22 protein-coding genes are annotated in these 26,539 nt (G+C 73.0%); 16 read left to right on the top strand and 6 right to left on the bottom strand.

Annotated elements, in window-relative coordinates:
• Positions 1-28 precede the first annotated feature (28 nt).
• The 6 genes from L3X23_RS11075 to L3X23_RS11050 all read left to right on the top strand — a co-directional run bounded on the left by L3X23_RS11075 (position 29) and on the right by L3X23_RS11050 (position 6,704).
• On the top strand, positions 29-658 hold the full coding sequence (locus L3X23_RS11075) for an ANTAR domain-containing response regulator (protein ID WP_093078425.1): 630 nt from the start codon (positions 29-31) through the stop codon (positions 656-658).
• A 389-nt stretch (positions 659-1,047) separates the two neighbouring features.
• Positions 1,048-2,280: a branched-chain amino acid ABC transporter substrate-binding protein gene (locus L3X23_RS11070; RefSeq protein WP_093078422.1), complete on the top strand. Its 1,233-nt coding sequence runs from the start codon at positions 1,048-1,050 to the stop codon at positions 2,278-2,280.
• Positions 2,281-2,393: 113 nt separating this feature from the next.
• Complete coding sequence (locus tag L3X23_RS11065; protein ID WP_093078609.1) at positions 2,394-3,284, top strand: branched-chain amino acid ABC transporter permease; 891 nt, start codon at positions 2,394-2,396, stop codon at positions 3,282-3,284.
• On the top strand, positions 3,281-5,086 hold the full coding sequence (locus L3X23_RS11060) for a branched-chain amino acid ABC transporter permease (protein ID WP_237192132.1): 1,806 nt from the start codon (positions 3,281-3,283) through the stop codon (positions 5,084-5,086). The genes L3X23_RS11065 and L3X23_RS11060 overlap by 4 nt, the downstream gene beginning before the upstream one ends.
• Positions 5,086-5,979 carry an ABC transporter ATP-binding protein gene (locus L3X23_RS11055; protein WP_237192131.1) on the top strand — a complete coding sequence of 298 codons (894 nt, stop codon included), beginning with the start codon at positions 5,086-5,088 and terminating at the stop codon, positions 5,977-5,979. Before L3X23_RS11060 ends, L3X23_RS11055 begins: the two co-directional genes overlap by 1 nt.
• Positions 5,979-6,704 carry an ABC transporter ATP-binding protein gene (locus L3X23_RS11050; RefSeq protein WP_093078416.1) on the top strand — a complete coding sequence of 242 codons (726 nt, stop codon included), beginning with the start codon at positions 5,979-5,981 and terminating at the stop codon, positions 6,702-6,704. Before L3X23_RS11055 ends, L3X23_RS11050 begins: the two co-directional genes overlap by 1 nt.
• Before the next feature lie 92 nt (positions 6,705-6,796).
• On the opposite strand, the gene L3X23_RS11045 is transcribed toward L3X23_RS11050, so the two are convergent.
• Together L3X23_RS11045 and L3X23_RS11040 are read right to left on the bottom strand one after the other, a co-directional pair.
• Complete coding sequence (locus L3X23_RS11045; protein WP_237197998.1) at positions 6,797-7,174, bottom strand: hotdog fold thioesterase; 378 nt, start codon at positions 7,172-7,174, stop codon at positions 6,797-6,799.
• A 133-nt stretch (positions 7,175-7,307) separates the two neighbouring features.
• Positions 7,308-8,144, bottom strand: coding sequence for a class I SAM-dependent methyltransferase (locus L3X23_RS11040; RefSeq protein ID WP_237192130.1), 837 nt, complete (start codon positions 8,142-8,144; stop codon positions 7,308-7,310).
• Positions 8,145-8,384: 240 nt separating this feature from the next.
• Here L3X23_RS11040 and rpsA point away from each other — a divergent pair, with 240 nt between their 5' ends.
• The 5 genes from rpsA (at position 8,385) to L3X23_RS11015 (ending at position 13,520) form a co-directional block, all read left to right on the top strand.
• Positions 8,385-9,869, top strand: a complete 1,485-nt coding sequence (rpsA, locus tag L3X23_RS11035) for a 30S ribosomal protein S1 (RefSeq protein WP_237192129.1) — start codon at positions 8,385-8,387, stop codon at positions 9,867-9,869.
• Between the two features lie 160 nt (positions 9,870-10,029).
• Positions 10,030-10,710, top strand: a complete 681-nt coding sequence (locus L3X23_RS11030; protein ID WP_237192128.1) for a hypothetical protein — start codon at positions 10,030-10,032, stop codon at positions 10,708-10,710.
• A gap of 177 nt (positions 10,711-10,887) precedes the next feature.
• Positions 10,888-12,084: a dephospho-CoA kinase gene (gene coaE, locus L3X23_RS11025; protein ID WP_237192127.1), complete on the top strand. Its 1,197-nt coding sequence runs from the start codon at positions 10,888-10,890 to the stop codon at positions 12,082-12,084.
• 102 nt (positions 12,085-12,186) lie between these two features.
• On the top strand, positions 12,187-12,897 hold the full coding sequence (locus tag L3X23_RS11020; RefSeq protein WP_237192126.1) for an RNA polymerase sigma factor: 711 nt from the start codon (positions 12,187-12,189) through the stop codon (positions 12,895-12,897).
• The gene (locus L3X23_RS11015; protein ID WP_237192125.1) at positions 12,894-13,520 is read left to right on the top strand and encodes a hypothetical protein; all 627 of its coding nucleotides are present in this window, start codon (positions 12,894-12,896) and stop codon (positions 13,518-13,520) included. The genes L3X23_RS11020 and L3X23_RS11015 overlap by 4 nt, the downstream gene beginning before the upstream one ends.
• Before the next feature lie 12 nt (positions 13,521-13,532).
• On the opposite strand, the gene L3X23_RS11010 is transcribed toward L3X23_RS11015, so the two are convergent.
• Complete coding sequence (locus L3X23_RS11010; RefSeq protein WP_237192124.1) at positions 13,533-14,057, bottom strand: DUF402 domain-containing protein; 525 nt, start codon at positions 14,055-14,057, stop codon at positions 13,533-13,535.
• Positions 14,058-14,106: 49 nt separating this feature from the next.
• On the opposite strand from L3X23_RS11010, the gene uvrB reads away from it, so the two are divergent.
• Entirely contained in the window at positions 14,107-16,296 is a 2,190-nt protein-coding gene (gene uvrB, locus L3X23_RS11005; RefSeq protein WP_093078390.1) for an excinuclease ABC subunit UvrB, read from the top strand.
• Positions 16,297-16,438: 142 nt separating this feature from the next.
• Entirely contained in the window at positions 16,439-17,662 is a 1,224-nt protein-coding gene (locus tag L3X23_RS11000; protein WP_237192123.1) for a glycosyltransferase 87 family protein, read from the top strand.
• Here the strand turns inward: L3X23_RS11000 and L3X23_RS10995 are convergent.
• Positions 17,629-18,534, bottom strand: a complete 906-nt coding sequence (locus L3X23_RS10995; RefSeq protein ID WP_237192122.1) for a LysR family transcriptional regulator — start codon at positions 18,532-18,534, stop codon at positions 17,629-17,631. The genes L3X23_RS11000 and L3X23_RS10995 overlap by 34 nt on opposite strands.
• A 71-nt stretch (positions 18,535-18,605) precedes the next feature.
• Between L3X23_RS10995 and L3X23_RS10990 the strand changes: the two genes are divergently transcribed.
• Together L3X23_RS10990 and L3X23_RS10985 are read left to right on the top strand one after the other, a co-directional pair.
• Complete coding sequence (locus L3X23_RS10990; RefSeq protein ID WP_237192121.1) at positions 18,606-19,529, top strand: EamA family transporter; 924 nt, start codon at positions 18,606-18,608, stop codon at positions 19,527-19,529.
• A gap of 208 nt (positions 19,530-19,737) precedes the next feature.
• Complete coding sequence (locus tag L3X23_RS10985) at positions 19,738-20,982, top strand: GAF domain-containing protein (protein ID WP_237192120.1); 1,245 nt, start codon at positions 19,738-19,740, stop codon at positions 20,980-20,982.
• Between the two features lie 133 nt (positions 20,983-21,115).
• Here the strand turns inward: L3X23_RS10985 and L3X23_RS10980 are convergent, their stop codons facing one another.
• Together L3X23_RS10980 and L3X23_RS10975 are read right to left on the bottom strand one after the other, a co-directional pair.
• Positions 21,116-22,021: an ABC transporter permease gene (locus L3X23_RS10980; protein ID WP_093078379.1), complete on the bottom strand. Its 906-nt coding sequence runs from the start codon at positions 22,019-22,021 to the stop codon at positions 21,116-21,118.
• A 19-nt stretch (positions 22,022-22,040) separates the two neighbouring features.
• On the bottom strand, positions 22,041-24,797 hold the full coding sequence (locus L3X23_RS10975; protein WP_374204832.1) for an alpha/beta fold hydrolase: 2,757 nt from the start codon (positions 24,795-24,797) through the stop codon (positions 22,041-22,043).
• 158 nt (positions 24,798-24,955) lie between these two features.
• On the opposite strand from L3X23_RS10975, the gene L3X23_RS10970 reads away from it, so the two are divergent.
• Positions 24,956-26,494, top strand: a complete 1,539-nt coding sequence (locus tag L3X23_RS10970) for a metallophosphoesterase (RefSeq protein ID WP_237192119.1) — start codon at positions 24,956-24,958, stop codon at positions 26,492-26,494.
• Positions 26,495-26,539 lie beyond the last annotated feature (45 nt).

The following is a 26,539-nucleotide window of genomic DNA, read 5'->3' as shown; positions in this document are numbered from 1 at the left end:
TTCGACCCGGATCTAAGGAGAACCCCCCGTGAGCCAGCCAGTGTCCGAGGACCAGTCGACCGAGGGCGGTCCCGCCGTCGGCTGGCGGGTGCTCGTGGTGGAGGACGAGGCGTTGATCCGTCTCGACCTGACCGAGATGCTCGGGGAAGAGGGCTACCAGATCGCCGGCGAGGCGCCGGACGGCGAGGCCGCGATCGAGATGGCGCGCGACCTGAAGCCCGATCTCGTGATCATGGACGTCAAGATGCCGAAGAAGGACGGCATCGAGGCGGCGGCCACGATCGTCGACGAGAAGATCGCCCCGGTCGTCATGCTGACCGCCTTCAGCCAGCGGGACCTCATCGAGCGGGCGCGGGACGCCGGGGCCATGGCCTACCTGGTCAAGCCCTTCGCCCGGCACGAGCTCGTCCCCGCGATCGAGCTGGCGGTCTCCCGGTTCGCCGAGAAGCGCGCCCTGGAGGACGAGGTCGCGTCCCTGCACGACCGCTTCGAGACCCGGAAGGTGATCGACCGGGCCAAGGGGCTGCTGCAGGCGAAGCAGAACATGACCGAGCCCGAGGCCTTCCGGTGGATCCAGCGCACCGCGATGGACCGCCGCACCACCATGAAGGCCGTCGCCGAGGCCGTCATCGAGGGTCTGGCCCCCGCCAAGGGCTGAACTGCGCCCGATCCCACCCGCGCAGACGGGGTCGTCCGGAGTCCCGGACGGCCCCGTTTCGCATTTCCGACCATTTCCGCAGGTCAGTGCACAGCACCCGTTACCCACCGGTAATGACCCTGCCGGTGGTGCGATCTTCGCCACGTGCTAAAGCGGAACCCGCTGGTCAGAGCCTCGCGGCTTGATAACGTTCTGATAACTTAACACCTTCGGTCATCATCTGGCGACCGTGCGTGACATCCGGTTGCGGTCTGGTAAAGCTGGCTCCGCTCGTGATGACTCCGCCCCTGCCGGTCCCCTAACGTCCGCCCCATTCGCGATGGCTGATCGCGGTTCGGCGGGTCTGTCGGGGGACCGCCAACGACGTGGTTTGCACGGAAGGACATGACATGAGTCGGACGCGGAAGGTCGCCACGACCGCCGCCCTGCTCGCCGGAGTGCTCGCGCTCTCCGCCTGCAGCACCAATCGGGAAGAGGCGTCGAGCGGCGGCGGGGGGTCCTGCGACACCAGCAAGGGCACCCTGGTCGTCGGGTTCGTCGCCCCGCTCTCCGGCAGCCTGTCGGCGCTGGGTCTGGGCATGAAGAACTCGACCGACCTCGCGGTCAACCAGGCCAACCAGGCCTGCAAGGTGCCCGGGTACCGCCTCGCGCTGCAGGCGGAGGACGACCAGGCCACCGCGCAGATCGCGGGCCAGGCGGCCACCAAGCTGGCGTCGGACCCGAACGTGGTCGGCGTCATCGGCACGCTGAACTCCTCCACGGCGCAGACCGTGGCCCCGATCCTGGCGCAGAAGAAGATCGTCGAGATCTCGCCTGCGAACACCAACCCGGCGCTGACCCAGGGTGACAACTACGCCACCGCGCCCGCGCGGCCGAACGCCACCTACTTCCGCACCGCGACCACGGACGCCATCCAGGGCCCGTTCGCCGCGCAGTTCCTCGTGCAGAAGCAGGGCAAGAAGAACATCGCCGTGATCGACGACGGCAAGACCTACGGCGCGGGCCTGGCGGACCAGTTCGCCGCCGAGGCGCAGAAGCTCGGCGCCACGATCGCCGCGCGGCTGAAGGTCGGCGAGAAGGACACCGACTTCTCGGGCGTCATCACCCAGATCCGCGGCGCGAACCCGGACGCCGTCTACTACGGCGGTGAGTACCCGGTCGCCGGTCCGCTGTCGAAGCAGTTGGCCGACGCGGGCCTCAACATCCCGCTGATGGGTGGGGACGGCATCGTCGACTCGACCTACGCCCAGCTCGGCGGCCGCGAGGGCGACTTCGCGACCAACGTCGGCGCCCCGCCGGAGCAGCAGCCCAGCGCCAAGGCGTTCATCGACGCCTACGCGGCGGCCGGCTACTCCGAGCCGTACTCGGCCTACGGCGCGCTGACCTACGACGCGGCCAACGTCCTCATCGACGGCCTGTCGAAGACCGTGGGCAACGGGACGTTCTCGGACGCCTCCCGGGACGGGCTGATCTCCGCGGTCCAGGCGACCAACCTGCAGGGTGCCACGGGCGCGATCTCGTTCGACCAGTTCGGCGACACCACCAACAAGGTGCTGACCGTCTACACGGTCCAGGGCGGCAAGTTCACGCCGCTGGAGACGGGCACGTACGCCGCCAGCTGACGTCGCCCTGACAGCAACGCGAGCGGGGACGGGACACCATCCCGTCCCCGCTCGTGCACGCAGAGGAGATCCCTCGCTTGTCCATCTTCCTGTCCCAGATCGCGAACGGGCTGATGTTCGGCTCGCTGATCGCGCTGATCGCCATCGGCTACACGATGGTCTACGGCATCATCACGCTGATCAACTTCGCCCACGGTGAGATCTTCATGGTCGGCGCCTACGGCGGCCTGGCCACGCTGACGTACTGGGTGCCCACGGCCGTCGTGGCGCGGTGGTACTTCGCGTTGCCGATCGCGCTCGTCGCGGGCGCGCTGGTCTCGATGCTCGTGGCCGTCGCCATGGAGCGCTTCGCCTACCGGCCCCTGCGCAACGCGCCGCGGCTGGCCCCCCTGATCACCGCGCTCGGCGTGTCGGTGGCGCTGCAGGAGGCCGTCCGGGTGTTCTACCCCGGCGCCACCGCGGCGATCCCGTTCCCCCCGCTGTTCATCCAGGGCGCCTTCGTCATCCCGATCGGGGACGGCGTCGTCATCCGGTACACGGGCATCCTGCTGATCGTCGTGTCGCTCGGCCTGGCCTTCGGGCTGGAGCGGTTCGTCGAGCGGACCCGGCTGGGCCGCGCCATGCGGGCCACGTCCCAGGACCGCGACACGGCGCGTCTGATGGGCATCGACCCGGACCGCGTGATCGTGCTGACCTTCGCCATCGGCGGTGCCCTCGCGGGCGTCGCCGGGGTGCTCTACGGCAGCTACCTGAACAACATCAACATCGACATGGGCTTCCAGAACGGCATCTTCGCGTTCACCGCGGCGGTGCTCGGCGGCATCGGCAACATCCGCGGGGCCGTCGTCGGCGGGTTGGTGATCGGCCTGGTGCGGGCGCTCGGCGGGCAGTACCTGCCGGGCGGCACGGCCTACGACTACGTGTGGATCTTCGTGGTCCTCATCATCGTCCTGGTGTTCCGGCCGCAGGGCTTCTTCGGCGAGTCCGAGCGGGTGAGGGCATGAGCGAGGTGACGAGCGAGTCCGCGTCCACGACCGAGACCGCCGAGGCCCCCGTCCGGACCGTCCCCGCCGCGCCCCCGGCGCGGCACACCGGCCGCCTGGCAGGCCCGCTGAACGCGCTGGCCCCGCACGCGAAGATCGGCATGATCGTCGGCGGGGTGCTGTCGATCGTCGGCGCGTACCTGGCCTGGTCGACGTTCGTCCTGAACGAGGGGGCCTACCCCGAGCGGGCGACCCTCACGATGTTCGTGGAGCCCTTCGGCGTCACCGGGTTCCGGCTGCACATCACGCTGCTCGGCCTGGCGACGATCGTGGTCGCCCTGCTGCGGGTCCCGGCGAAGCACCGCATCGTGCGGGGTCTCGGCGTCGGCGTCACCGCCGTGGCGGTGCTCAACGGGCTGTGGATCACCGTCGAGGGCGGCGGGCTGGGCGCGATCACCGCGTCCGACGGCACCGTCGCGTTCGGGTCCATCGTCGCGCTCGTCGGCGGGCTGGTCACGGTGCTGTCGGCGACCGCGGGCGGACTCGAGGACAAGCCCGTCTGGGAGTGGAAGCTCGCCTGGTGGGTCGAGTGGATCCTGCTGCTGGTCGTGTTCGTGCTGATCCTGCTGCTCGTCGCCGAGGTGCTGACCTCCGGCGGTCAGGGCGGCGTGGTCAACCCGTACGCGGGCGTCGTGTTCCTGTCCCTGCTGGCCGCGCTGGCCGGGGCGTTCGCCGCGCTCAACGCCTCGGGCCTGCTGACCTGGGTCGGTGAGGTGTCCGAGCGGCACCGGGTGTTCAGCGTCGTGGTGCTGCTGCTCTGCGCGCTGGCCCTGCCCTTCACCGGGGCGGGCACCGAGTACTGGATGACGGTCGCGTCGAACATCGGCGTGTACGCCGCCACGGCGATCGGGCTCAACATCGTCGTCGGGCTCGCGGGCCTGCTGGACCTCGGGTACGTCGCCTTCCTCGGCATCGGGGCGTTCGTGGCGGCCAACCTGTCCGGCGCGGCGGCCTCGGTGATCGGCATCCACGTGCCGTTCCTGCTGGTCATGGTGATCTCGGCGGTGGTGGCGGGCATCTTCGGCGCCATCGTCGGCTCGCCCACGCTGCGGGTGCGCGGGGACTACCTGGCGATCGTCACCCTGGCCTTCGGTGAGATCTTCGTGCGGAGCGCGCAGAACAACATCGCGGGCCTGACGGGCGGCGCGAACGCCATCCCCAACATCCCGCAGGTGGCGCTCGGCAGCTTCCAGTTCAACCAGTCGATCTCCCTCGGCCCCATCCAGCTGCCCGGCGGCGTCATGTACTACGTCGCGATCGTGCTGCTGGTGGCCGCGGTCATGCTGGTGTTCGGCAACCTGAAGAACTCCCGCCTCGGCCGGGCCTGGATCGCCATCCGGGAGGACGAGGACGCGGCGGCGGCCATGGGCATCCGCACCGGCCCCATCAAGATCCTCGCGTTCCTGATCGGCGCCATGCTGGCGGGCTTCGCCGGGGCGTTCTTCGCGCACAAGACGGCCGTCGTGGCGTACGACTCGTTCCGCTTCCTGGAGTCGGTCACCCTGCTCGCCGCGGTCATCCTCGGCGGCATGGGGACGATCCCGGGCGCCGTGCTCGGCGCGTCGATCCTGTTCGTGCTGCCCGAGAAGCTGCGGGAGTTCGCCGACTACCGGCTGTTGCTGTTCGGTCTGGCGCTGGTGCTGATCATGCGGTTCCGGCCGCAGGGCATCATCGCGGACAAGCACCGCAAGGCGGAGTTGGCGGAGGATCCCGAGGACGCCGCCAAGGAAGCACCCGGCGCTCTTCCGACGGAGGTGAAGTGATGTCGGAGTCGGTCGAGCAGCCCGAGCTCGAGGCACCTCCGGAGGAGGTCACGGCCGAGCTGGCCGAGGACATGCAGATCGCCACGGGGACCCGGGAGCCGATCCTGGAGTCCGCGGGCGTGTCGATGGTCTTCGGCGGCCTGCGGGCGCTGAACGAGGTCACCTTCTCCCTCAAGGAGGGGGAGATCATCGGCCTGATCGGGCCCAACGGCGCGGGGAAGACCACGTTCTTCAACTGCCTGACGGGGCTGTACACGCCGACGTCGGGCTCGGTCACCCTGCGCGGCGCGCCGATGCCCCAGGACCCCGCGCGGGTCACGGAGGCGGGGGTGGCCCGGACGTTCCAGAACATCCGGCTCTTCCCGTCGATGACGGCCACGGAGAACGTCCTGGTCGGCAGGCACGTCCGGATGAAGCAGGGGCCGGTGTCCTCGCTGCTGCACGGGCCGCGGTTCCGGCGCAGCGAGGCGGAGGCCCACGACCGGGCGGAGAAGCTGCTCGCGTTCGTCGGGCTGACCCGGTTCGCCGACGAGCTCGCCCGCAACCTGCCCTACGGCGACCAGCGCCGGCTGGAGATCGCCCGCGCGCTGGCCACCGACCCGTCGGTCCTGCTGCTCGACGAGCCCACCGCGGGCATGAACGCGCAGGAGACCGAGGCGACCCGGCAGCTGATCTTCGCGATCCGGGACCTCGGCGTCTCGGTCGTGGTGATCGAGCACGACACGAAGTTCATCTTCACGTTGTGCGACAGGGTGTTGGTGCTGGTGCAGGGCGAGCTGCTGGTCGAGGGCTCGCCGGACGAGGTGCGCGGCGACCCCCGGGTCGTCGAGGCCTACCTGGGTGCTCCGCCGGACGAGGTCGAGGCGCAGATTCATGCCGGCGAGGAGTCGTAGTGGCGTTTCTAGAGGTACGTGACCTGGTGGTCGCCTACGGGGCGATCCAGGCGGTGCGCGGCGTGTCGTTCGACGTCGAGGAGGGGCAGATCGTCTCCCTCATCGGCTCCAACGGCGCGGGCAAGACCACCACGCTGCGCACGCTGTCCGGCCTGCTGCGGCCGGTGTCGGGCACGGTGTCGTTCAAGGGCGAGCAGATCCAGCGGCTCCCCGCCCACGAGATCCTCGGCCTCGGGGTGGCCCACAGCCCCGAGGGCAGGCGGCTGTTCGCCCGGATGAGCGTGGAGGAGAACCTCCGGCTCGGTGCCTACACCCGCAAGGACGAGGACGGCATCGTCGCGGACATCCAGCGGGTGTACGACCTGTTCCCGGTGCTGGGGGAGCGGCGGCAGAACAAGGCGGGCCTGTTCTCCGGCGGCGAGCAGCAGATGCTCGCGATCGGCCGGGCGCTGATGTCCCGCCCGAAGCTGCTCATGCTCGACGAGCCGTCCATGGGGCTCTCGCCGATCATGACGCAGCTGATCTTCGACACGGTCAAGGAGCTGCGTGCGGAGGGCACCACGGTGCTCCTCGTGGAGCAGAACGCGCTCGCGGCCCTGGGCCTGTCGGACCAGGCGTACGTGATCGACCTCGGTCGCACCACGCTGTCCGGCACCGGCGCCGAGCTGCTGGCGGACCCGCGGGTGCAGGAGGCGTACCTCGGCGAGGGCGTCGGCGCGGAGTAGCGCCCGTCCCTGGCCCGATCCCGACCCGGCGAACGGCGCGGGCGCTCACGAGGTGTGAGCGCCCGCGCCGTTCGGCCTGTGGGGGAGTGGGATCAGGGGCTGGTGTCGCGGTGCAGGCAGGTGAGCTTGGCCGTGCAGGTGCGCCTGCCCTGGTCGTCGGTCAGGACGATCTCGTGGGTGCTCGTGCTGCGACCCACGTGCAGGGGGCGGGCCACACCCGTCACCCAGCCCTCGGTGACCGCGCGATGGTGCGTGCACGCCAGTTCCAGGCCGACCGGGAAGCGCTCGGGCAGGGCGTGCAGCGCGGCCAGGGTGGACCCGAGGGTCTCGGCGAGGACGCCGCTGGCCCCGCCGTGCAGCAGGCCGTAGGGCTGGAGGTTGCCCGCCACCGGCATCCGGCCGCGGACCTCCTCCAGCGTGGCGGAGAGGACCTCGATCCCCATCCGCTCGTTCAGCTGGCCTGCAGGCATGTCACGGGTCGACGAGCTGAGCTCGGAGGGATCGATCGGCACGGGCGGAATCTAGCCCAGCGCCCCGCCCGCAAGCGCCCCCTCCCGCCCCGAGCTCGTGAGCGGCGATCGTCGCCATGGCGACGATCGCCGCTCACAGGGGCTTGTGGGTCACGAAGATCGCGGTGCCGGGGAAGAGCGCGCCGCGCAGGGGCGACCACTGGCCCCACACGCGGTCGCGGCCCTCGGGCCACTCCGGTTCGACCAGGTCGTCCAGGACCAGGCCCGCGGCCACGACGTCCCGGACCCGGTCGCCCAGCGTCCGGTGGTGCTCGACGTAGGTGGCCCGGCCCGCGTCGTCCACCTCGACGTACGGGGTGCGGTCGAAGTAGGACTGGGTGACGGTCAGGCCGTCCGGGCCGGGGTCGTCGGAGAACATCCACCGCATCGGGTGGTTCACGGCGAACACCCAGCGCCCGCCGGGCCGCAGGACCCGGTGGACCTCGCGCATGACCTGCACCGGCTCGGCCACGAACGGGACCGCGCCGAAGGCGGAGCAGGCCAGGTCGAACGATGCGTCGGCGAACGGGAGGCGCTCGGCGCCCGCCTGGACGAGCGGGACCTCGATCCCGGTGGCGCGGTTGAGGTCCGCGGCCGCGGCCAGCATCCCGCGTGAGAGGTCGAGGGCGACGGGACGGGCGCCCTGCGCGGCGAGCCAGCGCGCGCAGGGCGCCGACCCGCAGCCGACCTCGAGGACGGTCCGGCCCTCGACGTCTCCCAGCAGCCGGACGTCCGCCTCGCGCAGGCCCTCCGGGCACCACACGAAGTCGGCCTCGCCGATGTCCCGGCCGTGCTCGGCGAGATAGTCGGCCGCGTCGGCGTCCCACCAGGCGCGACTCGCCCGCTCGGACTCCGCCGGACCGACGGCGCGTCGGGCCACCGCGGCCGTCCCGAGAACCTGCTCGGCGCTGATCTTCGGGGTGTCGCTCACGGACTGGATCGTCCCAGTTCGGACCGGGGGGCCCGCATTGCCCCGCTGATCGGGTCACGCGTAGCATGGCGGGTACCCGTGGTCAACGTGTGCGCTTCGCCCCCGGGCGGGCGTCACGGGTACTTTCCACGGGAATCGACGAACGAAGGTGACTGTTACACGGTCCAGTCACGGCTACACCCACCCGACCGGCCGCCCGATGCGGCCACTACGAAGACTTCCACCGGAGCACCCCACTACATGTCCACCGACACCACCGCCGCCCCGACCAGCACGACCCCGCAGGTCGCCATCAACGACATCGGGTCGGAGGAGGACTTCCTCGCCGCCATCGACCAGACGATCAAGTACTTCAACGATGGCGACATCGTCGAGGGCACCATCGTCAAGGTCGACCGCGACGAGGTCCTGCTCGACATCGGCTACAAGACCGAGGGCGTCATCCCCTCGCGGGAGCTGTCGATCAAGCACGACGTCGACCCCGCAGAGGTCGTCGAGGTCGGCGAGTTCGTCGAGGCCCTCGTCCTCCAGAAGGAGGACAAGGAGGGCCGGCTGATCCTGTCCAAGAAGCGCGCCCAGTACGAGCGCGCCTGGGGCACGATCGAGGCCCTCAAGGAGGCGGACGAGCCCGTCGAGGGCACCGTCATCGAGGTCGTCAAGGGCGGCCTCATCCTGGACATCGGGCTCCGGGGCTTCCTCCCGGCGTCGCTGGTCGAGATGCGTCGCGTCCGCGACCTGCAGCCGTACGTCGGCCGCAAGATCGAGGCGAAGATCATCGAGCTGGACAAGAACCGCAACAACGTGGTCCTGTCCCGGCGCGCCTGGCTCGAGCAGACCCAGTCCGAGGTCCGCAGCGAGTTCCTCAACCAGCTCGCCCGCGGCCAGGTCCGCAAGGGCGTCGTGTCCTCCGTCGTCAACTTCGGTGCCTTCGTGGACCTGGGTGGCGTCGACGGTCTGGTGCACGTCTCCGAGCTGTCCTGGAAGCACATCGACCACCCGTCCGAGGTCGTCGAGGTGGGCCAGGAGGTCACCGTCGAGGTGCTCGACGTCGACCTGGACCGCGAGCGTGTCTCCCTGTCGCTGAAGGCGACGCAGGAGGACCCGTGGCGCCTGTACGCCCGGACCCACGCGATCGGCCAGATCGTCCCGGGCAAGGTCACCAAGCTCGTCCCGTTCGGCGCGTTCGTGCGCGTCGAGGAGGGCATCGAGGGCCTGGTGCACATCTCCGAGCTGGCCGAGCGCCACGTCGAGATCCCGGAGCAGGTCGTCCAGGTGGGCGACGACGCCATGGTCAAGGTCATCGACATCGACCTGGACCGGCGCCGCATCTCGCTGTCGCTCAAGCAGGCCAACGAGGGCATGACGGTCGACACCGAGTTCGACCCCACCCGCTACGGCATGGCGGCGGAGTACGACGACCAGGGGAACTACATCTACCCCGAGGGCTTCGACGTCGAGACCGGCGAGTGGAAGGAAGGCTTCGACGAGGCCCGCGCGGCCTGGGAGAAGGAGTACGCCGAGGCGCAGGAGCGCTACGAGCAGCACATCACCCAGATCCGCAAGGCCGCCGAGGCCGACGCGGAGGCTGCGGTCGAGGGTGCGACCGGCACCAACTACTCGTCCGGTGCCGGCGCGGAGGCCGGGCAGCCCGCCCAGTCCGGCGGCTCGCTCGCCAGCGACGAGCAGCTCGCGGCCCTGCGGGAGAAGCTCTCCGGCGGCGCGTGATCTGATCGCATGATCGGCCGAACGGCCCCGAGTCCCTTCGGACTCGGGGCCGTTCGTCGTTCGCGGCCCAGTGTCGCCCCGATCACGATCGTGCTGCGTTCCGTGACCGACCGGGCGCGGCGCGTGTGTCGATCATGTGTCGCGGCCTACCGTGGACGGCATGCGGTGGGGGGCTGTGGTGTCGGCGATGGCGGTGACCCTGACGGCGGTGCTGCTCACCGGGTGCGCCCGGGGGAACGCCGAGGAGACGACCCCGCTGCCGACCTTCTCGGCCGCCGAATCGGCCGCGGCGGGCGCCGCGGCCCCGCGGATCGGGCTCCCCGAGGACTGCGCCACCTTCCTGAGTCCCGACGACCTCGGCGCGATCTTCGCCCGCCCCGTCGGCTCCACGGCGATGCGGACGATCAAGGGGCTCGCCGAGCCGACGGTGAAGCGGACCGAGCGCGTCGGCTGCCGCTACACCGCCAGCGGTCGCGGCGGCGGGAACACGTTGCTGGACATGAACCTCGGCCGCTACGCGGACGCGGACGCGGCGGCCCGGCAGTGGCAGCTGAACACCAACGCGGAGCGCTCCGACGGGCAGTCCCGCGACCTCGCCCTCGGCACCGCCCGCGCCGTGGCCATCGAGCGGCGGGCCGAGACCGTGCTGGCGGTGGTCTACGGCGTCGACACCCTGACGTTCGTGCTGCCGACGTCCGCCCGCGCCCCGGGCCCGCCGGTGGACCGGCTCGTCGACCTCGCGCTGCGCGTGCTGCCCGCGGACGGGGCGAGCCAGCCGACGCACCCCGACCCGCCCGCGCCGCCGCCGACCGACACGGCCCCGATGGCGGCGGCGGGATGATCTCGCCGCGGCGGTGAGGTGTGGTGACGCGTGGGACGCCCAAGCGCCGCTGAGTGACGCTTGGGACGCCCGAGCGTCGGGGGGCTGGGGGCGGGTGCTGACGCTTGGGACGCCCAAGCGCCGCTGAGTGACGCTTGGGACGCCCAAGCGTCAGGGGGCGGCACTAGGCTCGGCGGCGTGCTGCAGATCGGGCTGACGGGTGGGATCGGCGCGGGGAAGTCGACGGTGTCGCGCCGGCTGGTCGAGTCGGGGGCCGTCCTCATCGACGCCGACGAGCTCGGGCGGGAGGTCGTCGCCGCCGGCAGCCCGGGCCTGGCGCAGATCGCCGAGGCCTTCGGCCCCAGCGTGATCCGCCCGGACGGGACCATGGACCGGGCCGCCGTGGCCTCGATCGTCTTCTCCGACGACGCGCAGCTGGCGGTGCTCAACGGGATCACCCACCCGCTCATCGCCCGGCGGACCGCCGAGCTGGTCGCCGCCGCGGGCCCCGAGGCGGTCGTGGTCTACGACGCCGCGTTGATGGTCGAGCAGGGCACCCAGTCCCGGTTCGCGCTGGTCGTGGTCGTCGACACCGACGAGGAGATCCGGGTGCGGCGGCTGGTGGAGTCCCGCGGCCTCGACGAGGCGGACGCCCGGGCCCGGATCGGCAAGCAGGCGACCGACGCCCAGCGCCGCGCCGCCGCGGACGTCCTGCTGCCCAACGACGGCGGCACCGAGGAGCTGCTGGAGCGCGTCGACCGGCTCTGGGCGGAGCGGCTGGTGCCGTTCGAGGAGAACATCCGGCTGCGTCGCCCGGTCCGCGGCGGCGCGCCGACGCTCGTCGACCCCAACCCGGGCTGGGCGGCGCGCGGGGAGCGGATCGTGGCGCGGGTCGCCCGGGCCGCGGGCGCGGTCGGCCGGGGGGTGGCCCACATCGGGTCCACCGCGGTGCCGGGGCTCCCGGCCAAGGACGTCACCGACGTCCAGCTGGCCGTGCGGTCGCTGGCGGACCTGGACGAGATCGTGGAGCCGCTGGCGGCGGCGGGCCTGATCCTGGTCCCGGACATCACCCGGGACAGCCCGAAGCCCACCGACCCGGACCCCGAGCGGTGGCGCAAGCGGTACCTGGCCGGGGCGGACCCCGGCCAGCGGGTGCACCTGCACGTCCGCGAGCACGGGTCCCCGGCCTGGCGGTTCGCGCTGCTGTTCCGTGACTGGCTGCGTGCGGACGCACCGGCCCGCGCGGAGTACCTGCAGGTCAAGAAGGCGGCCGCGGCGGAGTTCGCGGGTGATCCGGACGCCGCCCGGTACGTCGCACGCAAGGAGCCCTGGTTCGACGCCGCCCTGCCCCGCGCCGAAGCCTGGGCCGAGTCCACCGGATGGAGTCCCCAGTAATACGCTGAACGGACGGTTGTCGCCGAGGGGGTCGCTGTAACGGGTGACCTGTTCCCTCCGATAGCCCGGACGGGACCATCACGAGCGGTGAGCGGGGGTCGGGTGAGCAGCACGGACGTGGAAGACGTCGAGTCCGCAGGACCCGACGCCGCCCGAGGTGACGTGGACCGGCCGGACGCCGAGCGACCCGAAGCGGACCCGTCGGCCGAGCCCCGGTCGGACGACTCGGTCGTCGAACGGGACCTGAGCGAGTCCCCGCTGGGGGGCAGCCTCCGCACCGATTTCGGCGCCCACTTCGAGGCGCACTACCCGCGGCTGGTCGGCCAGCTGTTCGCGATCACGCTGGACTCCGGAGCGGCCCACGACCTGGTGCAGGACGCCTACTCGCGGGCCTGGCGCCGCTGGTCGGAGGTCCGCGAGGGAGATGCCGAGGCCTGGGTCCGGCGGGTCGCCGTCCGCGCCTCGCGCAACCCCCTGCGCCGGCTCGCCGCCAAGCTGGGCCTGCGGTCGGGGCGCGTGCCGCGCCAGGAGGGCCTGGACCCGCGCACGGTCGCGGTGCTCGGCGCGCTCGCCGACCTGCCGATCGACGAGCGACGCGTCGCCGTGCTGGTGCACATGGCCGGGCTGACCGTGACCGAGGTCGCCGTGCTGGAGGGGGTCTCGATCGGGACCGTCCAGGCGCGCCTCAACCGGGTGGGCACCCGGATCGAGCATGCTGTCGTCGAGCTGGGGCCCGTGTACGTGCCCCCGCCCGCACCCGAGGACGCCGAGCCCGTCTCGGTCGCCTCGGTTCACGAGGAGGAGGACCGGTGACCCACCCGCTGCCGGGACGCGGAGCCGACGAGCTGCGCCGTCTCGACGACGAGCTGGCCGCGGGGGTCACCCTGCCCGCGGTGGACGACGTGCTCCGCCGGGCGGGCGCGGTGAACCGGGCGAGCGGTGCGGCCGCGGCCGCGGTGCTGACCGTCGGCGCGCTGGGCGGCGTCACGGCCGTCGGGACCGCCGCGGCGCAGAACGCCCCGACCGTGGCCTCCCCGGTCGCGGACGTGGTGCCCGCCACCACCACCCCGCCCCCGGTCGTCACGACCACCGAGGCGCCGCCGGTCGTGGTGCCGCCGCCCGCTCCGGTCGTCGAGGAGGCCCCGCCCACCACGACCCAGCGCAGGGTCGTGCCGCGGACGACCACCCCGCGCCCGAAGCCGACCACGGTGGCCCCCGCGCCGCCGCCGGTCGTGCAGCCGCCGCCCCCGGTCGTCCCGCCGCCGGTCACGCAGAACCCGCCGCCGAGTGACACCGAGGGCGGGCCGGACACGGGCACGCCCCCACCGCCGACCACGACCACCACCACGACGACGGCCACCGCCTCCGGAACCACCACGACCAGCGCGCCCGCGGAGCCGGGTGCGGAGGCCGCCCGGTCCGCAGGCCGCGTCTGAGGTCTCCGCAGCTCACCCGGCCCGGACGGTGCCGTGTCCCTCCCAGGTCAGGGTGATCCCGCGGGTGGCCAGCCAGGCGTCGAGGTCGTTGCCGTGCGCGGCGAGCGCCGCGACGACCTCGGTGGCCCGGTGCAGCGCCCACTCGCCGGTGGCCGGGTCGAGCAGCCCGGTGGCCACCGCCGCGACGAACTCGTCCGCGTCGAGCAGGTCGCTCCACTGGCCCGTCCGGACCACCACGTCCAGGTAGAGATCGGTCGTCCGCCATGTCGGTTCGCCCGGCTCCACGCGGGCGATGTCGAGGTAGAAGTCCTGGTCGCGCTCGTGGCCGGGGTTCCAGGTCCAGTCGCTGACGACGATCCCGAGCTCGGGCAGCAGCCACGACTCGATCCAGCTCGCCGAGGCGCGGCCCACGACCTCGCGGCTCATGTAGAGGCCGAACGGGGTGCGCCGGTACTCCCGCACCGTGCGCCGGACACCCTTGTTGTCGACGTTCACCCCGGCCCCGACGTCGTACGTCTGGATCTTCGGCGGATGCATGGAGCCGATCCTGCCGGAAACTGTCGGGGCCGGCTCGTACTCTGGATGTATGGCATTCGCGACGGAGGTTCCCGGCAGCGCCCGCGAGGGCGGGGAGGCCGATGTGCCGTTGGCGCACTCGGAGTACCGCCCCGTCGGCGAGATCGAGCGGGCCGGTGGGCGCTTCGAGGTCGTCAGCGACTACGAGCCCGCGGGTGACCAGCCCGCGGCGATCGAGGAGCTCGAGAAGCGGCTGAGGGCGGGCGAGCAGGACGTGGTGCTCCTCGGCGCCACCGGTACCGGCAAGTCGGCGACCACGGCCTGGCTGATCGAGCGGGTCCAGCGCCCCACGCTGGTCATGGCGCCGAACAAGACCCTCGCGGCGCAGCTGGCGAACGAGCTGCGGGACATGCTCCCGAACAACGCGGTCGAGTACTTCGTCTCGTACTACGACTACTACCAGCCCGAGGCGTACATCGCGCAGACGGACACGTACATCGAGAAGGACTCGTCGATCAACGACGACGTGGAGCGGCTGCGGCACTCGGCCACCCAGAACCTGTTGTCGCGCAGGGACGTCGTGGTGGTCGCGTCGGTGTCCTGCATCTACGGCCTGGGCACCCCGCAGTCCTACCTCGACCGCTCGGTGAAGCTGGAGACGGGCGTCGAGCTGGACCGGGACGCGTTCCTGCGGCTGCTGGTGGACATCCAGTACACGCGGAACGACGTGGCGTTCGCCCGCGGCACGTTCCGGGTCCGCGGCGACACGGTGGAGATCATCCCGGCGTACGAGGAGCTGGCGATCCGGATCGAGTTCTTCGGGGACGAGATCGAGTCGCTGTACTACCTGCACCCGCTCACGGGAGACGTGATCAAGCAGGTGGACGAGCTGCGGATCTTCCCGGCCACGCACTACGTGGCGGGGCCCGACCGGATGGAGAAGGCCGTCCGCAGCATCGAGGCGGAGCTCGAGGAACGGCTCGCCGAGCTGGAGAACCAGGGCAAGCTCCTGGAGGCCCAGCGGCTGCGCATGCGCACCCAGTACGACCTGGAGATGATCCGGCAGGTCGGGTTCTGCTCGGGCATCGAGAACTACTCGCGCCACATCGACGGGCGCGGCCCGGGCACGGCGCCCGCCACCCTGATCGACTACTTCCCGGACGACTTCCTGCTGGTCATCGACGAGTCGCACGTGACCGTCCCGCAGATCGGCGGGATGTACGAGGGTGACATGTCCCGGAAGCGGAACCTCGTGGAGTTCGGCTTCCGGCTGCCGTCGGCGGTGGACAACCGGCCGCTGACCTGGGAGGAGTTCGCCGACCGGATCGGGCAGACGGTGTACCTGTCCGCCACGCCGGGGCCCTACGAGCTCTCCCGCACGGGCGGCGAGTTCGTGGAGCAGGTCATCCGGCCGACGGGCCTGGTGGACCCGGAGATCGTCGTCAAGCCGACGAAGGGCCAGATCGACGACCTGGTGGGCGAGATCCGCGAGCGCGCGGAGCGCGACGAGCGGGTCCTGGTCACCACGCTCACCAAGAAGATGGCCGAGGACCTCACCGACTACCTGCTCGAGCTGGGCATCCGGGTGCGGTACCTGCACTCGGAGGTGGACACGCTGCGCCGCGTCGAGCTGCTGCGGCAGCTGCGCCTCGGCGAGTACGACGTGCTGGTCGGCATCAACCTGCTCCGCGAGGGTCTCGACCTTCCCGAGGTGTCGCTCGTGGCGATCCTGGACGCGGACAAGGAGGGGTTCCTGCGCTCGGGCACGTCACTCATCCAGACGATCGGCCGTGCCGCCCGGAACGTGTCCGGCCAGGTGCACATGTACGCGGACAAGATCACCGAGTCCATGCAGCACGCCATCGACGAGACGGACCGGCGCCGGGCCAAGCAGATCGCGTACAACACCGAGAAGGGCCTCGACCCGCAGCCGCTGCGCAAGAAGATCGCGGATATCCTCGACCAGGTCTACAAGGAGGCCGCGGACACCGAAGAGGTCCCGGTGGGCGGCTCGGGCCGCAACCAGTCGCGGGGCAAGCGGGCCGCGGGCGAGCCGGGGCGTGCGAGCTCGGGGGTCGCGGCGGGCCGCGACACGTCGACGATGCCGCGGGCGGAGCTGGCCGACCTGATCCAGTCCATGAGCGACCAGATGCTCGCCGCGGCGCGGGACCTGCAGTTCGAGCTGGCGGCCCGGCTGCGGGACGAGATCCAGGACCTGAAGAAGGAGCTGCGGGGGATGGACGCCGCGGGCATCCGCTAGTGCGGTCACCGCACGGGGCACCAGGTCGCGCCCGGCCCGCCCCGGGCGGCCGGGGAGGGCGGCGGCGGCGCGGAGTGCGGGCTCGGTACCGTGTGAACCCGCCGGTCCGCTGCGTGCCGGCGGTGAACAGGAGGGCCGCTGCGTGACCGTGTCGAGCACCCGCCCATCCGCCGTCGGGCGGGCCCGGGCGTGGCTGGCCGGGTCGCGGGGGCCGGTGCTGGTCGGGCTGCCGCTGCTCGCCGTGTCGGTCACGCTGATGCTGGTGCACACGCACGGCTATCACATCGACCTCGAGGTGTACCGGCTCGGCGTGCAGACCTGGCTCGCGGGCGGGGACCCCTACGGCCCGCTGCCGCCCACCATCTCGGGGCTGGGCCTGCCGTTCATCTACCCGATCTTCGCGGCGATCGTGCTGGCCCCGTTCGCGCTGGTGCCGTGGACGGTCGCGTGGGTCTCGCTGTTCGTGCTGTCGCTGGCCTCGCTCGGCGTCACGCTCTACGTCACCGTGCTGCGCGCCTGGCCCGCGGGCGGGCGCGGGGGAGCGCTGTCGGTCGCCACGCTGGCGCTGCCGCTGCTCCTGTGGATCGAACCCGTCCTGGAGACCATCGAGTTCGGGCAGGTCAACCTCATCCTGATGGCGTTGGTCGCGGTGGACGTGCTGGCGCCGCGGCCCTCGCGGTGGGCGCCGTGGCCGCGCGGGATGCTCGTCGGGATCGCGGCGGCGATCAAGCTGACCCCGGCGGCGTTCGTGCTGTTCTTCCTGCTGCGCCGCGACGTCCGGGCGGCGGTCGTCGCGGCGGTGACCGGGGTGCTGGCCACCGCGCTCGGCTTCCTCGTCGACTGGCAGGCGTCCGCGACCTACTGGTTCGGGGGGCCGGCGTCCGGGGTCAGCGGCTCGGTGTTCTACACCAACGAGACGGTGCAGGCGGTCGTCGCGCGGTGGGGGGTGCACGGGCCGCTGCTGACCGGGATCTGGCTGGTCGCGACCGTCGTGCTGCTGATGCTGGCGGTGCCGACGATCCGGCGGGCCGATCCGGCGGTCGCGATGTCCGCCACGGCGGCGTTCATGCTGCTCGTCTCGCCGACGTCCTGGTCGCACCACTGGGTGTGGATCGCGCCCGCCCTCATCGCGGTGGGGGCGCACGCCGTCCGCACGGCGTCGCGGGGGTGGGCCGCGGTCACGGCGGTGCTCGCCGTCGCGTTCACCGTGGCACCGTTCCGGTGGCTGCCGGGCAACAACGAGGTCGAGCTGACCTGGAACCCGCTGCAGCACCTGGCGGGGGCCACCTACGTGATCATCGCGATCGCGCTCCTGGTGGCGGGCTTCCGGCACTACCGGGCCGTCGCCTCCGCGGTCGCGGATTGAAGCGCCTCCACGACCAGCCGCACGGCGGGCCGCTCGGCGACGCTCTCCCGCATCACCACCTCGACCATCCGGGCGGCCCGGACGCCGGCGAGCGGGCGGCGGGCGAAGCGGCGCCCGCCGCGGTCGTCGGTCGACCAGCGGGGGAGCAGCGCCACCCCGACGCCCGCCGCGACCAGCTCCTCGGTCACCGCGAAGTCGTTGATCCGCTGCACCACCCGGGGGCGGGCGCCGGTGAGGGTGGTCAGCGAGCCGAGCACGTCGTCCACCGGCCAGCCGACGTTCACGCTGATCCAGGGCTCGTCGGCCAGATCGGCCGACCGGAGCCTGCGCCGGGCGGCGAGCGGGTGGCCGGGCGGGAGCACCACGTCCAGGGGTTCGCGGACCAGCGGGACGACCCGGTGCCGAGAGCTCACCAGGGGCTCGCGGTGCTCGTCCCGGTGGGTGACGACGAGGTCGTAGTCCCCCGCGAGCCCGGTCACCTGGGCCGGGGTCATGTCGACGTCCCGCACCTGCAGATCGACGCCCGACCCCGCGATCCGGCGCAGCAGCCCGGCGAGCATCATCCGGGCTCCGGAGGGGAACAGTGCCATCCGGACCAGTCCGTGCGGCCGGGTGCGCAGTCGTTCGACGGCCGCGTCCGCTCGCGCGAGCGCGGCGAGGACGTGCTCGGCCTCGGCGACGAGCACCTGCCCGGCGTCGGTGAGCCGCAACCCGCGGCCCGCGGGCTCGGTGAGCGGCATGCCGACCTCGGCGGTGAGCGCCTTGAGCTGCTGCGAGATCGCCGACGGCGTGTAGGCCAGGGCCGCGGCGACCGCGGTCACCGAGCCCCGGTCGGCGAGCTCGCGCAGGATGCGGAGCCGCTGGACGTCCATGTAGGCAGGCTACAAGATGCTGTAAGAACATATCGCTGGTCTTCCGGGTCCGGGCGACGGAGCATCGAGGCGTGACCGCAAGACACCGCCTGCTCGCCGCCTTCGTCGCCGCCCTGTGGGGCGGCAACTTCCTGGCCATCCACTACGGCCTCGAGCACTTCCCGCCGCTCTTCCTCGCCGGCCTGCGCATGCTGGTGATCGCGATCCCGACGCTGCTGTTCGTGCCGCGCCCGCAGGTCCCGACGAAGTGGCTCGTCGGGTACGGGCTCGGGTTCGGCACCGTCCAGTTCCTGTTCCTGTTCGTCGCGATGGACGTGGGCATGCCGACGGGCCTGGCCTCCCTGGTGCTGCAGGCGTCCGCGCCGTTCACGGTGGTCCTCGGCGCGCTGTTCCTGCGCGAGAAGCTCTCGGTGCGGCAAGGGGTCGGCATCGGGCTCGCGGTGCTCGGGTTGGCCGCGATCGCGTTCTCCCGGGCGCAGTCCGCGGCACTGCTGCCGGTGCTGCTGACCCTCTGCGGCGCGTTGGGCTGGGCCTTCGGCAACCTGTGCAGCCGGTTGGCCGCGCCGCCGAAGCCGATGCACCTCACGCTGTGGATGTGCGTGATCCCTCCGATCCCGCTGATCGGGGCGTCCCTGCTGACCGAAGGACCGTTGGCCGGGGTGCGGGCACTCGGCGCGGCCTTCTCCCTCGACGGGCTGCCCGGTCTCGGTGCGCTCGTGTACCTGTCGGTCCTCGCGACGATCGTCGGCTCGGGCATCTGGACGTGGCTCATGCGGCGCTACCCCGCGGGCGTCGTGGCGCCCTACTCCCTGCTCGTCCCGGTCGTCGGGATCGTGCTGGCGGCGCTCGTCCTGGGGGAGCGGCCGTCGGTGACCGAGCTGGTGGCGGCGGTGGTGATCGTCGGCGGGGTCCTGCTCGGGACACCCCGGCCGGCACGCGTGGACCCGGCCGAGGTCGTGGGGACCGAGGAACCGGCCGTGCCGCGCGCGGCGTAGGAGGCACGGCGCGGAGCGCACGTTTCGTGCGGTCGGTGCTGCATGATCGCCGGTTCCGTGCGGCGGCTGCGGCCCCGGCCGCGGTGAGCGCACATTCTCTGCGGTCACGCACGGACTCACCGGAAGGGGGGCGCCGCAGGCGGGCCCACCGGATAGGGTCGGGGCACGTCCCGGCCCGTCGTCGTCACCGGGGCGGGGCGGAGGACGCATGAATCCACCCGCGTGGTCGGACGGTGGGGTGTGCGCGGTCCGACCCGGCACGGACGTGGGTCGACACGCCCGGACGCTCGCCCACCTGCACGACGCCACCCTCGCCGGCGCGCCCGCGGCCGGAGTGCGGCGGCTGGTTGCGCGGTCCTGGCGGCGGGTGCTCGCCCAGGGCGTCGACCCCGAACACGGCGAACCCGCAGGCCCGCTGCCCGCCGACGAGGTCGAGCGCAGGCGCGCGGAGTCGCCCCTGCACCGGGTGCTGCCGGAGCTGCGGGCCTCGCTCACCTCGGTCGCCGAGGACGCCCGGCACGTCATGGTGGTGACGGACGCCGACGGCGTCCTCCTGTGGCGGGAGGGCGCCAACCGCGTCCGGCACCGCGCGGACTCGCTCGGGTTCACCGAGGGCGCCACCTGGTCCGAGGCGTCGGTGGGCACGAACGCCATCGGCACCGCGTTGGCCGAGGGCTCGCCGGTGCAGCTGTTCGCGGCGGAGCACTTCGTGCGCGCCCACCACGTCTGGACCTGCACCGCGTGCCCGGTGCACGATCCGCGGACCGGCGAGCTGCTCGGCGTCGTGGATGTCAGCGGGCCCGCCGAGACCATCCACCCGACGACGGTCGCGCTGGTCGGCACGGCGGTGAAGCTCGCCGAAGCGGGCCTGTGGCGCCATCACGAGACCCGCCTGGAGGCCCTGCGGACCGTTGCAGCGCCCCTGCTCTCGGGCGGGCCGGGACTCGTCGTCGACGACCACGGCTGGGTCGCCGCGGTGAGCGGCATGCCGAGCATCGACCGGGTCGCCGCCCCTCGGGCGGACCGGCCGCTCGCGGTGCACGGGGTCGGGGTGTGCCTGCCCGAGCCGGTGCCCGGAGGCTGGCTGCTGCGGCTGGCCGAGGCCGAGCGCCTCACCCTGACCGTCGACCTCGCCGCCCGACCGCCCCGCGCGCTGGTGGACGGCACCACCCGCTGGGTGCACCCGCTGTCGCTGCGGCACGCGGAGCTGCTCGTGCTGCTCGCCCGGGCGGGCGACCGAGGCCTGGACGCCGGCGCCCTCTCCGCCGCGCTCTACGGCGACCGCGACCACCTCGTCACCGTGCGCGCCGAGATGAGCAGGCTGCGCCGCACGCTGGGCGGGCTGCTGCTGGCGCGCCCCTACCGCATCGCGGGGGACGTGCGGGTGGAGATCGTCGAGGGCCCGGCGCTCGCCGGCTCCACCGCCCCCGGTCTGCACCGGCCGGAGCCATGACGCGTGACGCTGGGGACGCCCAAGCGTCGCTGAGTGACGCTTGGGACGCCCAAGCGTCGGCGGGCTGTCGTGAGCTGTGACGCTGGGGACGCCCAAGCGTCGCTGAGTGACGCTTGGGACGCCCAAGCGTCGCTCAGCTCGTGATGTCCTTGCGGTGGAAACGCCAGGCGGCCGCGGCGAAGAAGACCGCGGCGTAGGTGATGCTGCTGAACAGGCCCCGGGTGATGTCGCCCCAGTCCGGCGCGCTGCTCAGCAGGCCGGACCAGGCGGTGGCGTAGTGGGTGGGGAGGTAGTTCCGCAGGCCTTCCAGCGCGGTGATCTGGTCGAGGATCTGCGAGACGATCGACACCATCACCGCGCCGCCGACGGCACCGAGCGGGGCGTCCGTGCTCACCGACAGCAGCAGCGCGAGTCCCGCCACCCACAGCAGCGACAGCGCCACGTACACGCCGCCGAGCAGGACGCGGCCGACCGCGACCCCGTAGCCCAGCGACTCCCCGGTGGGGCTGACCAGGTCACCGGCGCCGTAGGCGAGCGTGCCCACGACCAGCGCGACCACCGGCAGCAGGAGCACCGCCGCGAAGGCCAGGAATCCCGCGATCAGCGCCTTCTGTCGCAGCAGCCGCGCCCGAGGGATCGGCGCCGCGAGCAGGTAGCGCAGCGACGACCAGCTCGCCTCCGCGGCCACGGTGTCGCCGAAGAACAGCGCCGCGACCACCACCAGCAGGAACCCGGCGGACGCGAACAACGCGAAGATCGCGAAGTTGGGTCCGCTGCGTTGGCCGAGGTCGACGAGGCTGACGGACTGTCCGGTCTCGTCCCCGCTGCTGAGCGCGAAGGCGATCCACAGGATGACCGGCAGCAGCGCGACCAGCCCGAACGTCACCTGCGTGCGGCGCCGTCGGAGCTGGCGCACCAGCTCGACGCGCAGCGGCAGGGTCCGCCCCGGCCGGTACGACGAGGCGGGGGAGCCGTCCGCCCCGAGGAGCCCGACGTGCCCCTTCCGCGTCGAGACGTCCTGGTACTTCGCGTCGCTCACGGCACTCCTCTCTCGGCGCTCACGGAGCGGTGTCCTCTCCGACGAGCTGCAGGAACGCGTCCTCGAGCCGGCGGCGCGGACCGGCCGACTCCACCGACACCCCGGCCGCGACCAGCGCCTGGACCGCGGACGCGCGGGGCGTGCCGTTCAGTTCGGCGTGCACCGTGGTGCCCTCCGCGGCGACCTCCCGCACCCCGTCGAGGGCGGTGAGGACCTCGACGGCGCGGGCGGGCGCGTCGACGCCGAAGCTGGCCGCCCCGCCGCCCGCGATGATGTCCGCGACGGTGCCGTCCGCCACGACCCGCCCGTGGTGCATGACGACGACGTGCGTGCACGTCTGCTCGACCTCCGCCAGCAGGTGGCTGGAGACGAGCACCGTGCGGCCGCCCTCGGCGTAGCGCCGCAGCAGGTCGCGCATGGCGTGGATCTGGGGCGGGTCGAGCCCGTTGGTGGGTTCGTCGAGCACCAGGAGCTCGGGCAGGCCCAGCATGGCCTGGGCGATCGCGAGCCGCTGGCGCATGCCCTGGGAGTAGGTGCCCACCCGCCGGTGCACCGACTCGCCGAGGCCCGCGATCTCCAGCGCCTCCTCGAGGTGCGCCTCGTCGGTGGGGCGGCCGGTCGCGGCCCAGTAGAGCCGCAGGTTGTCCGCGCCGGAGAGGTGCGGCAGGAAGCCCGGTCCCTCCACGAACGCGCCGATGCGGGCGAGCACCGGCGCCCCCGGCCCGACCTCCTGGCCGAAGGCCCGGATCGAGCCCTTCGACGGCGTGATCAGCCCCATCAGCATCCGCAGGACGGTGGTCTTGCCCGCGCCGTTGGGCCCGAGCAGGCCGAGCACCATGCCCGGTCGGACCGTGAACGACACGTCCTTGACCGCGCTGAACCCGCCCCGGTAGGTCTTCGCGAGACCGCTGATCTCCAGCGGCAGCCCCTCGCTCGCCGGGGTGTCGCCGCGGCGGCGGAACCGGAACACGAGCCAGGCCGCCAGTGCCGCGGCCAGCACGACCGCGATCCCGACGACCGGCCACAGCGGCACCGTGTTCGGCGTGACGGCCCGCCCCGGGACGACCGGCACGGTCAGCCCGCCCTGCAGCCCGACCTGCCAGACCGCGGGCTCGCCGGGCGAGGCGAATCCCTGGTCGGTCGTCCCCACCGACACGACGAGCGTGTTGCCCGCCTCGATCGGCGCCACGACGCCGGGCAGGGTCACCGTGACCTGCGCCGGTGTGCCGTCCGCCGGGACCGCCACCCGGAAGGGCGCGACGGCGCTGCCCAGCAGCGCCCGCTGGCCGCCGGGGGAGTCCTCGAAGACCTTCGCGAACAGGACCGCCTCGGCGGGTGCGGCCTGCCCGGGCACCCGCGCGACGGTGACCGTGACCCGCGGCGCCCCCGCGACCAGGACCTGGGCGGCGAGCGGCTCGGCCCGGAAGGTCGCGGACTGGCCGGGCAGGTCCGCGGTGAACGCCGCGAGCCTGCTGCCGAGGCTCCCCAGCGCACCGCCGAGACCGGGCAGTGAGGTGAGCGCGGCCGGGACCCCGCCGGGCGGGTTCAGGACGACCTGCGGGTCGCCGCCCAGCCCCACGACCTGCGTCTCGACGTCCGTCGGGTAGGCGTCCGCCACGACCGAGCGGGTGGTGGCCGTGTTCTGCCCGGCCCGGATGCCGCTCTCGACCTCGTACCGGAACGCGGTGCCCGGGTCCTCGCCGACGCCGCGCAGGTGGAAGTCGAACCACGCGCCGATGCGGTCGCGGACCTCGGGGCCGGGGGCGCCGCCGTCGTGCCCGCCCGCGTACCACTCGACCTGCACCGGGGTGCCGGTCGCGGCGATCTCCCGGGCGTTGGCGTCCGCCTGGTCGAGGCCGAAGAGCGTGTCCTGCTCGCCCTGGACGAGCAGGGTGGGCGCGGTGATCCGGTCGGTCACCGAGGCGGGCGAGGACCGGGCCAGCAGCGCCTGCGTCGAGGGGGAGAGGGTGCCGGTCGTGGCGGCCTCGGTGAAGGCCGCGCACACGGCCGGGTCGAACCGGCCGCAGACCAGCGGTGCGCTCGGATCGGGGGCCGTGCCCGCACCATCCGCACCACCCGCACCATCCGCACCGCCGCCGCGGGCACCACCCGAGCCGACCGAGAACAGCGTGCCCGCCCAGCCCTTCTTGAACACCCCGTCGCCGGCGGCGGCGCCGCGGGCCGGGGTGTCCTCGGGCAGCGCGGCGGTCGCGGCGGAGTTGGGGAACAGCGCCTGGTCCAGCGCGTTCCAGGTGATCACCGGGGCGATCGCGTCGATCCGCCGGTCGTAGCCCGCGAGCAGCAGGGCCAGGGCCCCGCCGTAGGACCCGCCCGTGACGCCGACCCGCGGGTCCCCCGGGCCGTCCTGCTGCACCTCGGGCCGCGTCGAAAGCCAGTCGACGAGCTGCTGGGCGTCCGCCACCTCGTAGTCCGGCGAGTCGAGCGCGATCTGCCCGCCGCTGGCCCCGAACCCGCGCGCCGACCAGGTCAGGACGACGTAGCCGCGGTCGGCGAGCTCGCGGGCGTCCGCGTCCACGGACTGCTTGGTCGCGCCGAAGCCGTGCGCGACGAGCACCGCGGGCGCCGGGGTGGTGGCGGGCAGGTAGAGCGTGGTGTCCAGCGGGATCGTGCCGGTGGCCCCGGGGCCGCTCCGCACGTCGATCGTCTGCTCGCGCACGGCGGGCCCGGAACCGGTGGCGGCGTTCGCCACGCCCGGCGAGAGCAGCAGCGCGCCGACGCAGACGAGCACGCCGCAGGCGCGGAGGAGACGGGGCACGACGAGACCCTATTCGGGCAGGCCGACGGTGCGCGCGGCGCGCCTCAGGCGGTTCTCAGCGCCGCGACACACCTCACGTTCCGGACGAACCGCCCGGTCCCCCGGACGCGCCGGGCCGGGTCCACCGCGTCGAGGCGCTCGGCGGGCAGGGTCGTCGGGTGGCGACGATCCCCGAGGAGCAGGACCGGTGGCGCACCCTGCTGCGCCGCAGCCCGGTCAGCAGGCGCGCGGCGCTGCGCGGGGCGACCGGCGCGGCGGCCGCGCTGGCCCTGACCGCGGGTCCCTGGGCGCAGCTGGCGCGGGCGCAGGAACGGGTGGGGGTCGTCGGGCGCCACCTCGCCTTCGGCGACGACCCGCGCACCACGATGGCGATCGCCGCGGAGCTGGTCGACCGGCCTGGGGGAGCGGTGGCCGTCGAGCTGGGGCTGGACCCGGCGTACGGCGCGACGCTCCCGGTGGACGTCCGCAACCTCGTGAACTCCGGGCACTCCGAGCAGTACTTCGCGCACGCCGCGGCCACCGGCTTGGCGCCCGGGACGGAGTACCACTACCGCTTCCGGCTGGCGGACGGCCGCACCACGCCCGACGCCACCTTCCGCACCGCCCCGGCCGCGGGCGACCGCAGCCCGTTCGTCTTCACCGCGTTCGCCGACCAGGGCGTGAACACGGGAGGCGGAGAGGGCGCCAACCGGTACCCGGGCGACCGCGGAGACGTCGGCAAGCCCGCCGACGCGTTGACCGCCCTGGTCGCGGAGACCCGACCCGCCTTCCACCTGCTGGCCGGGGACATCTGCTACGCCGACCGCCCGGCCGTGGGCTCGTTCGACCCGGGGCTGTGGACCGCCTACTTCGCCGCCGTCGAGCGCAGCGCCGCGCAGACGCCCTGGATGTTCGCCACCGGCAACCACGACATGGAGCCGAGCTACGACGACGGCGACGCGGGCCACGGCTACGGCGGCCACGCCGCCCGGCTCGCCCTGCCGACCACGGGCCCGTCGGGCTGCCCGTCGGTCTACGTGTTCACCCACGGCTGCGTCGGGGTCGTGAGCGTCGACGCCAACGACCTCTCCGCCGAGATCGACGACAACGCGGGCTACAGCGACGGCGCCCAGGTGCGCTGGCTGGAGGGGACGCTGTCCGCGCTGCGGGCCGATCCGGCGATCACCTTCGTCGTGGTGTTCTTCCACCACTGCGCCTACTCCACCAGCGAGGCCCACGCCTCGGACGGCGGGGTGCGCGAGGCCCTGACCCCGCTGTTGGACCGCTTCCGCGTGGACCTTGCCGTACAAGGCCACAACCACCAGTACGAGCGCACGGACCCGATCCGCGGCGGCCGGGCGACCCGCGCCGCCCCGGACGGGGAGACCGTGCGGCCCGAGACCGACGGCACGACCTACCTGTGCGTCGGCTCGGGCGGGCGCAACAGCAACGGCTGGCTCGACGACGCGGGCGACCGCCACCGCGGCACCCCCGGGGAGGACCGGGAGATCCGCAGCCGGGTGCACGGCGGGGAGGACGAGTCCGTCACCTGGTCGCGGGTCCGCTACCGGGGCTACGCGTTCCTGCGGGTCGAGGTCACGCCCGGCACACCGGGCGGCACGGCCACGATGGCCGTGCACGCGGTCACCGACGGCGGCGAGGAGATCGACCGCGTGGACCTCGCGCGCCCGGTGCCCGCCCTCTGGACACCCGTCTGACCTGGTCAGCAGGTGGGTTCGGTCACCCCGGGTGGCGCAGGTCGA

The sequence above is a fragment of the Pseudonocardia sp. WMMC193 genome (genome assembly GCF_021728735.1).
Taxonomy (GTDB): domain Bacteria; phylum Actinomycetota; class Actinomycetes; order Mycobacteriales; family Pseudonocardiaceae; genus Pseudonocardia; species Pseudonocardia oroxyli.
The sequence above is the reverse complement of the archived record's forward strand: the minus strand, read 5'-3'. Positions and strand labels throughout refer to the sequence as shown.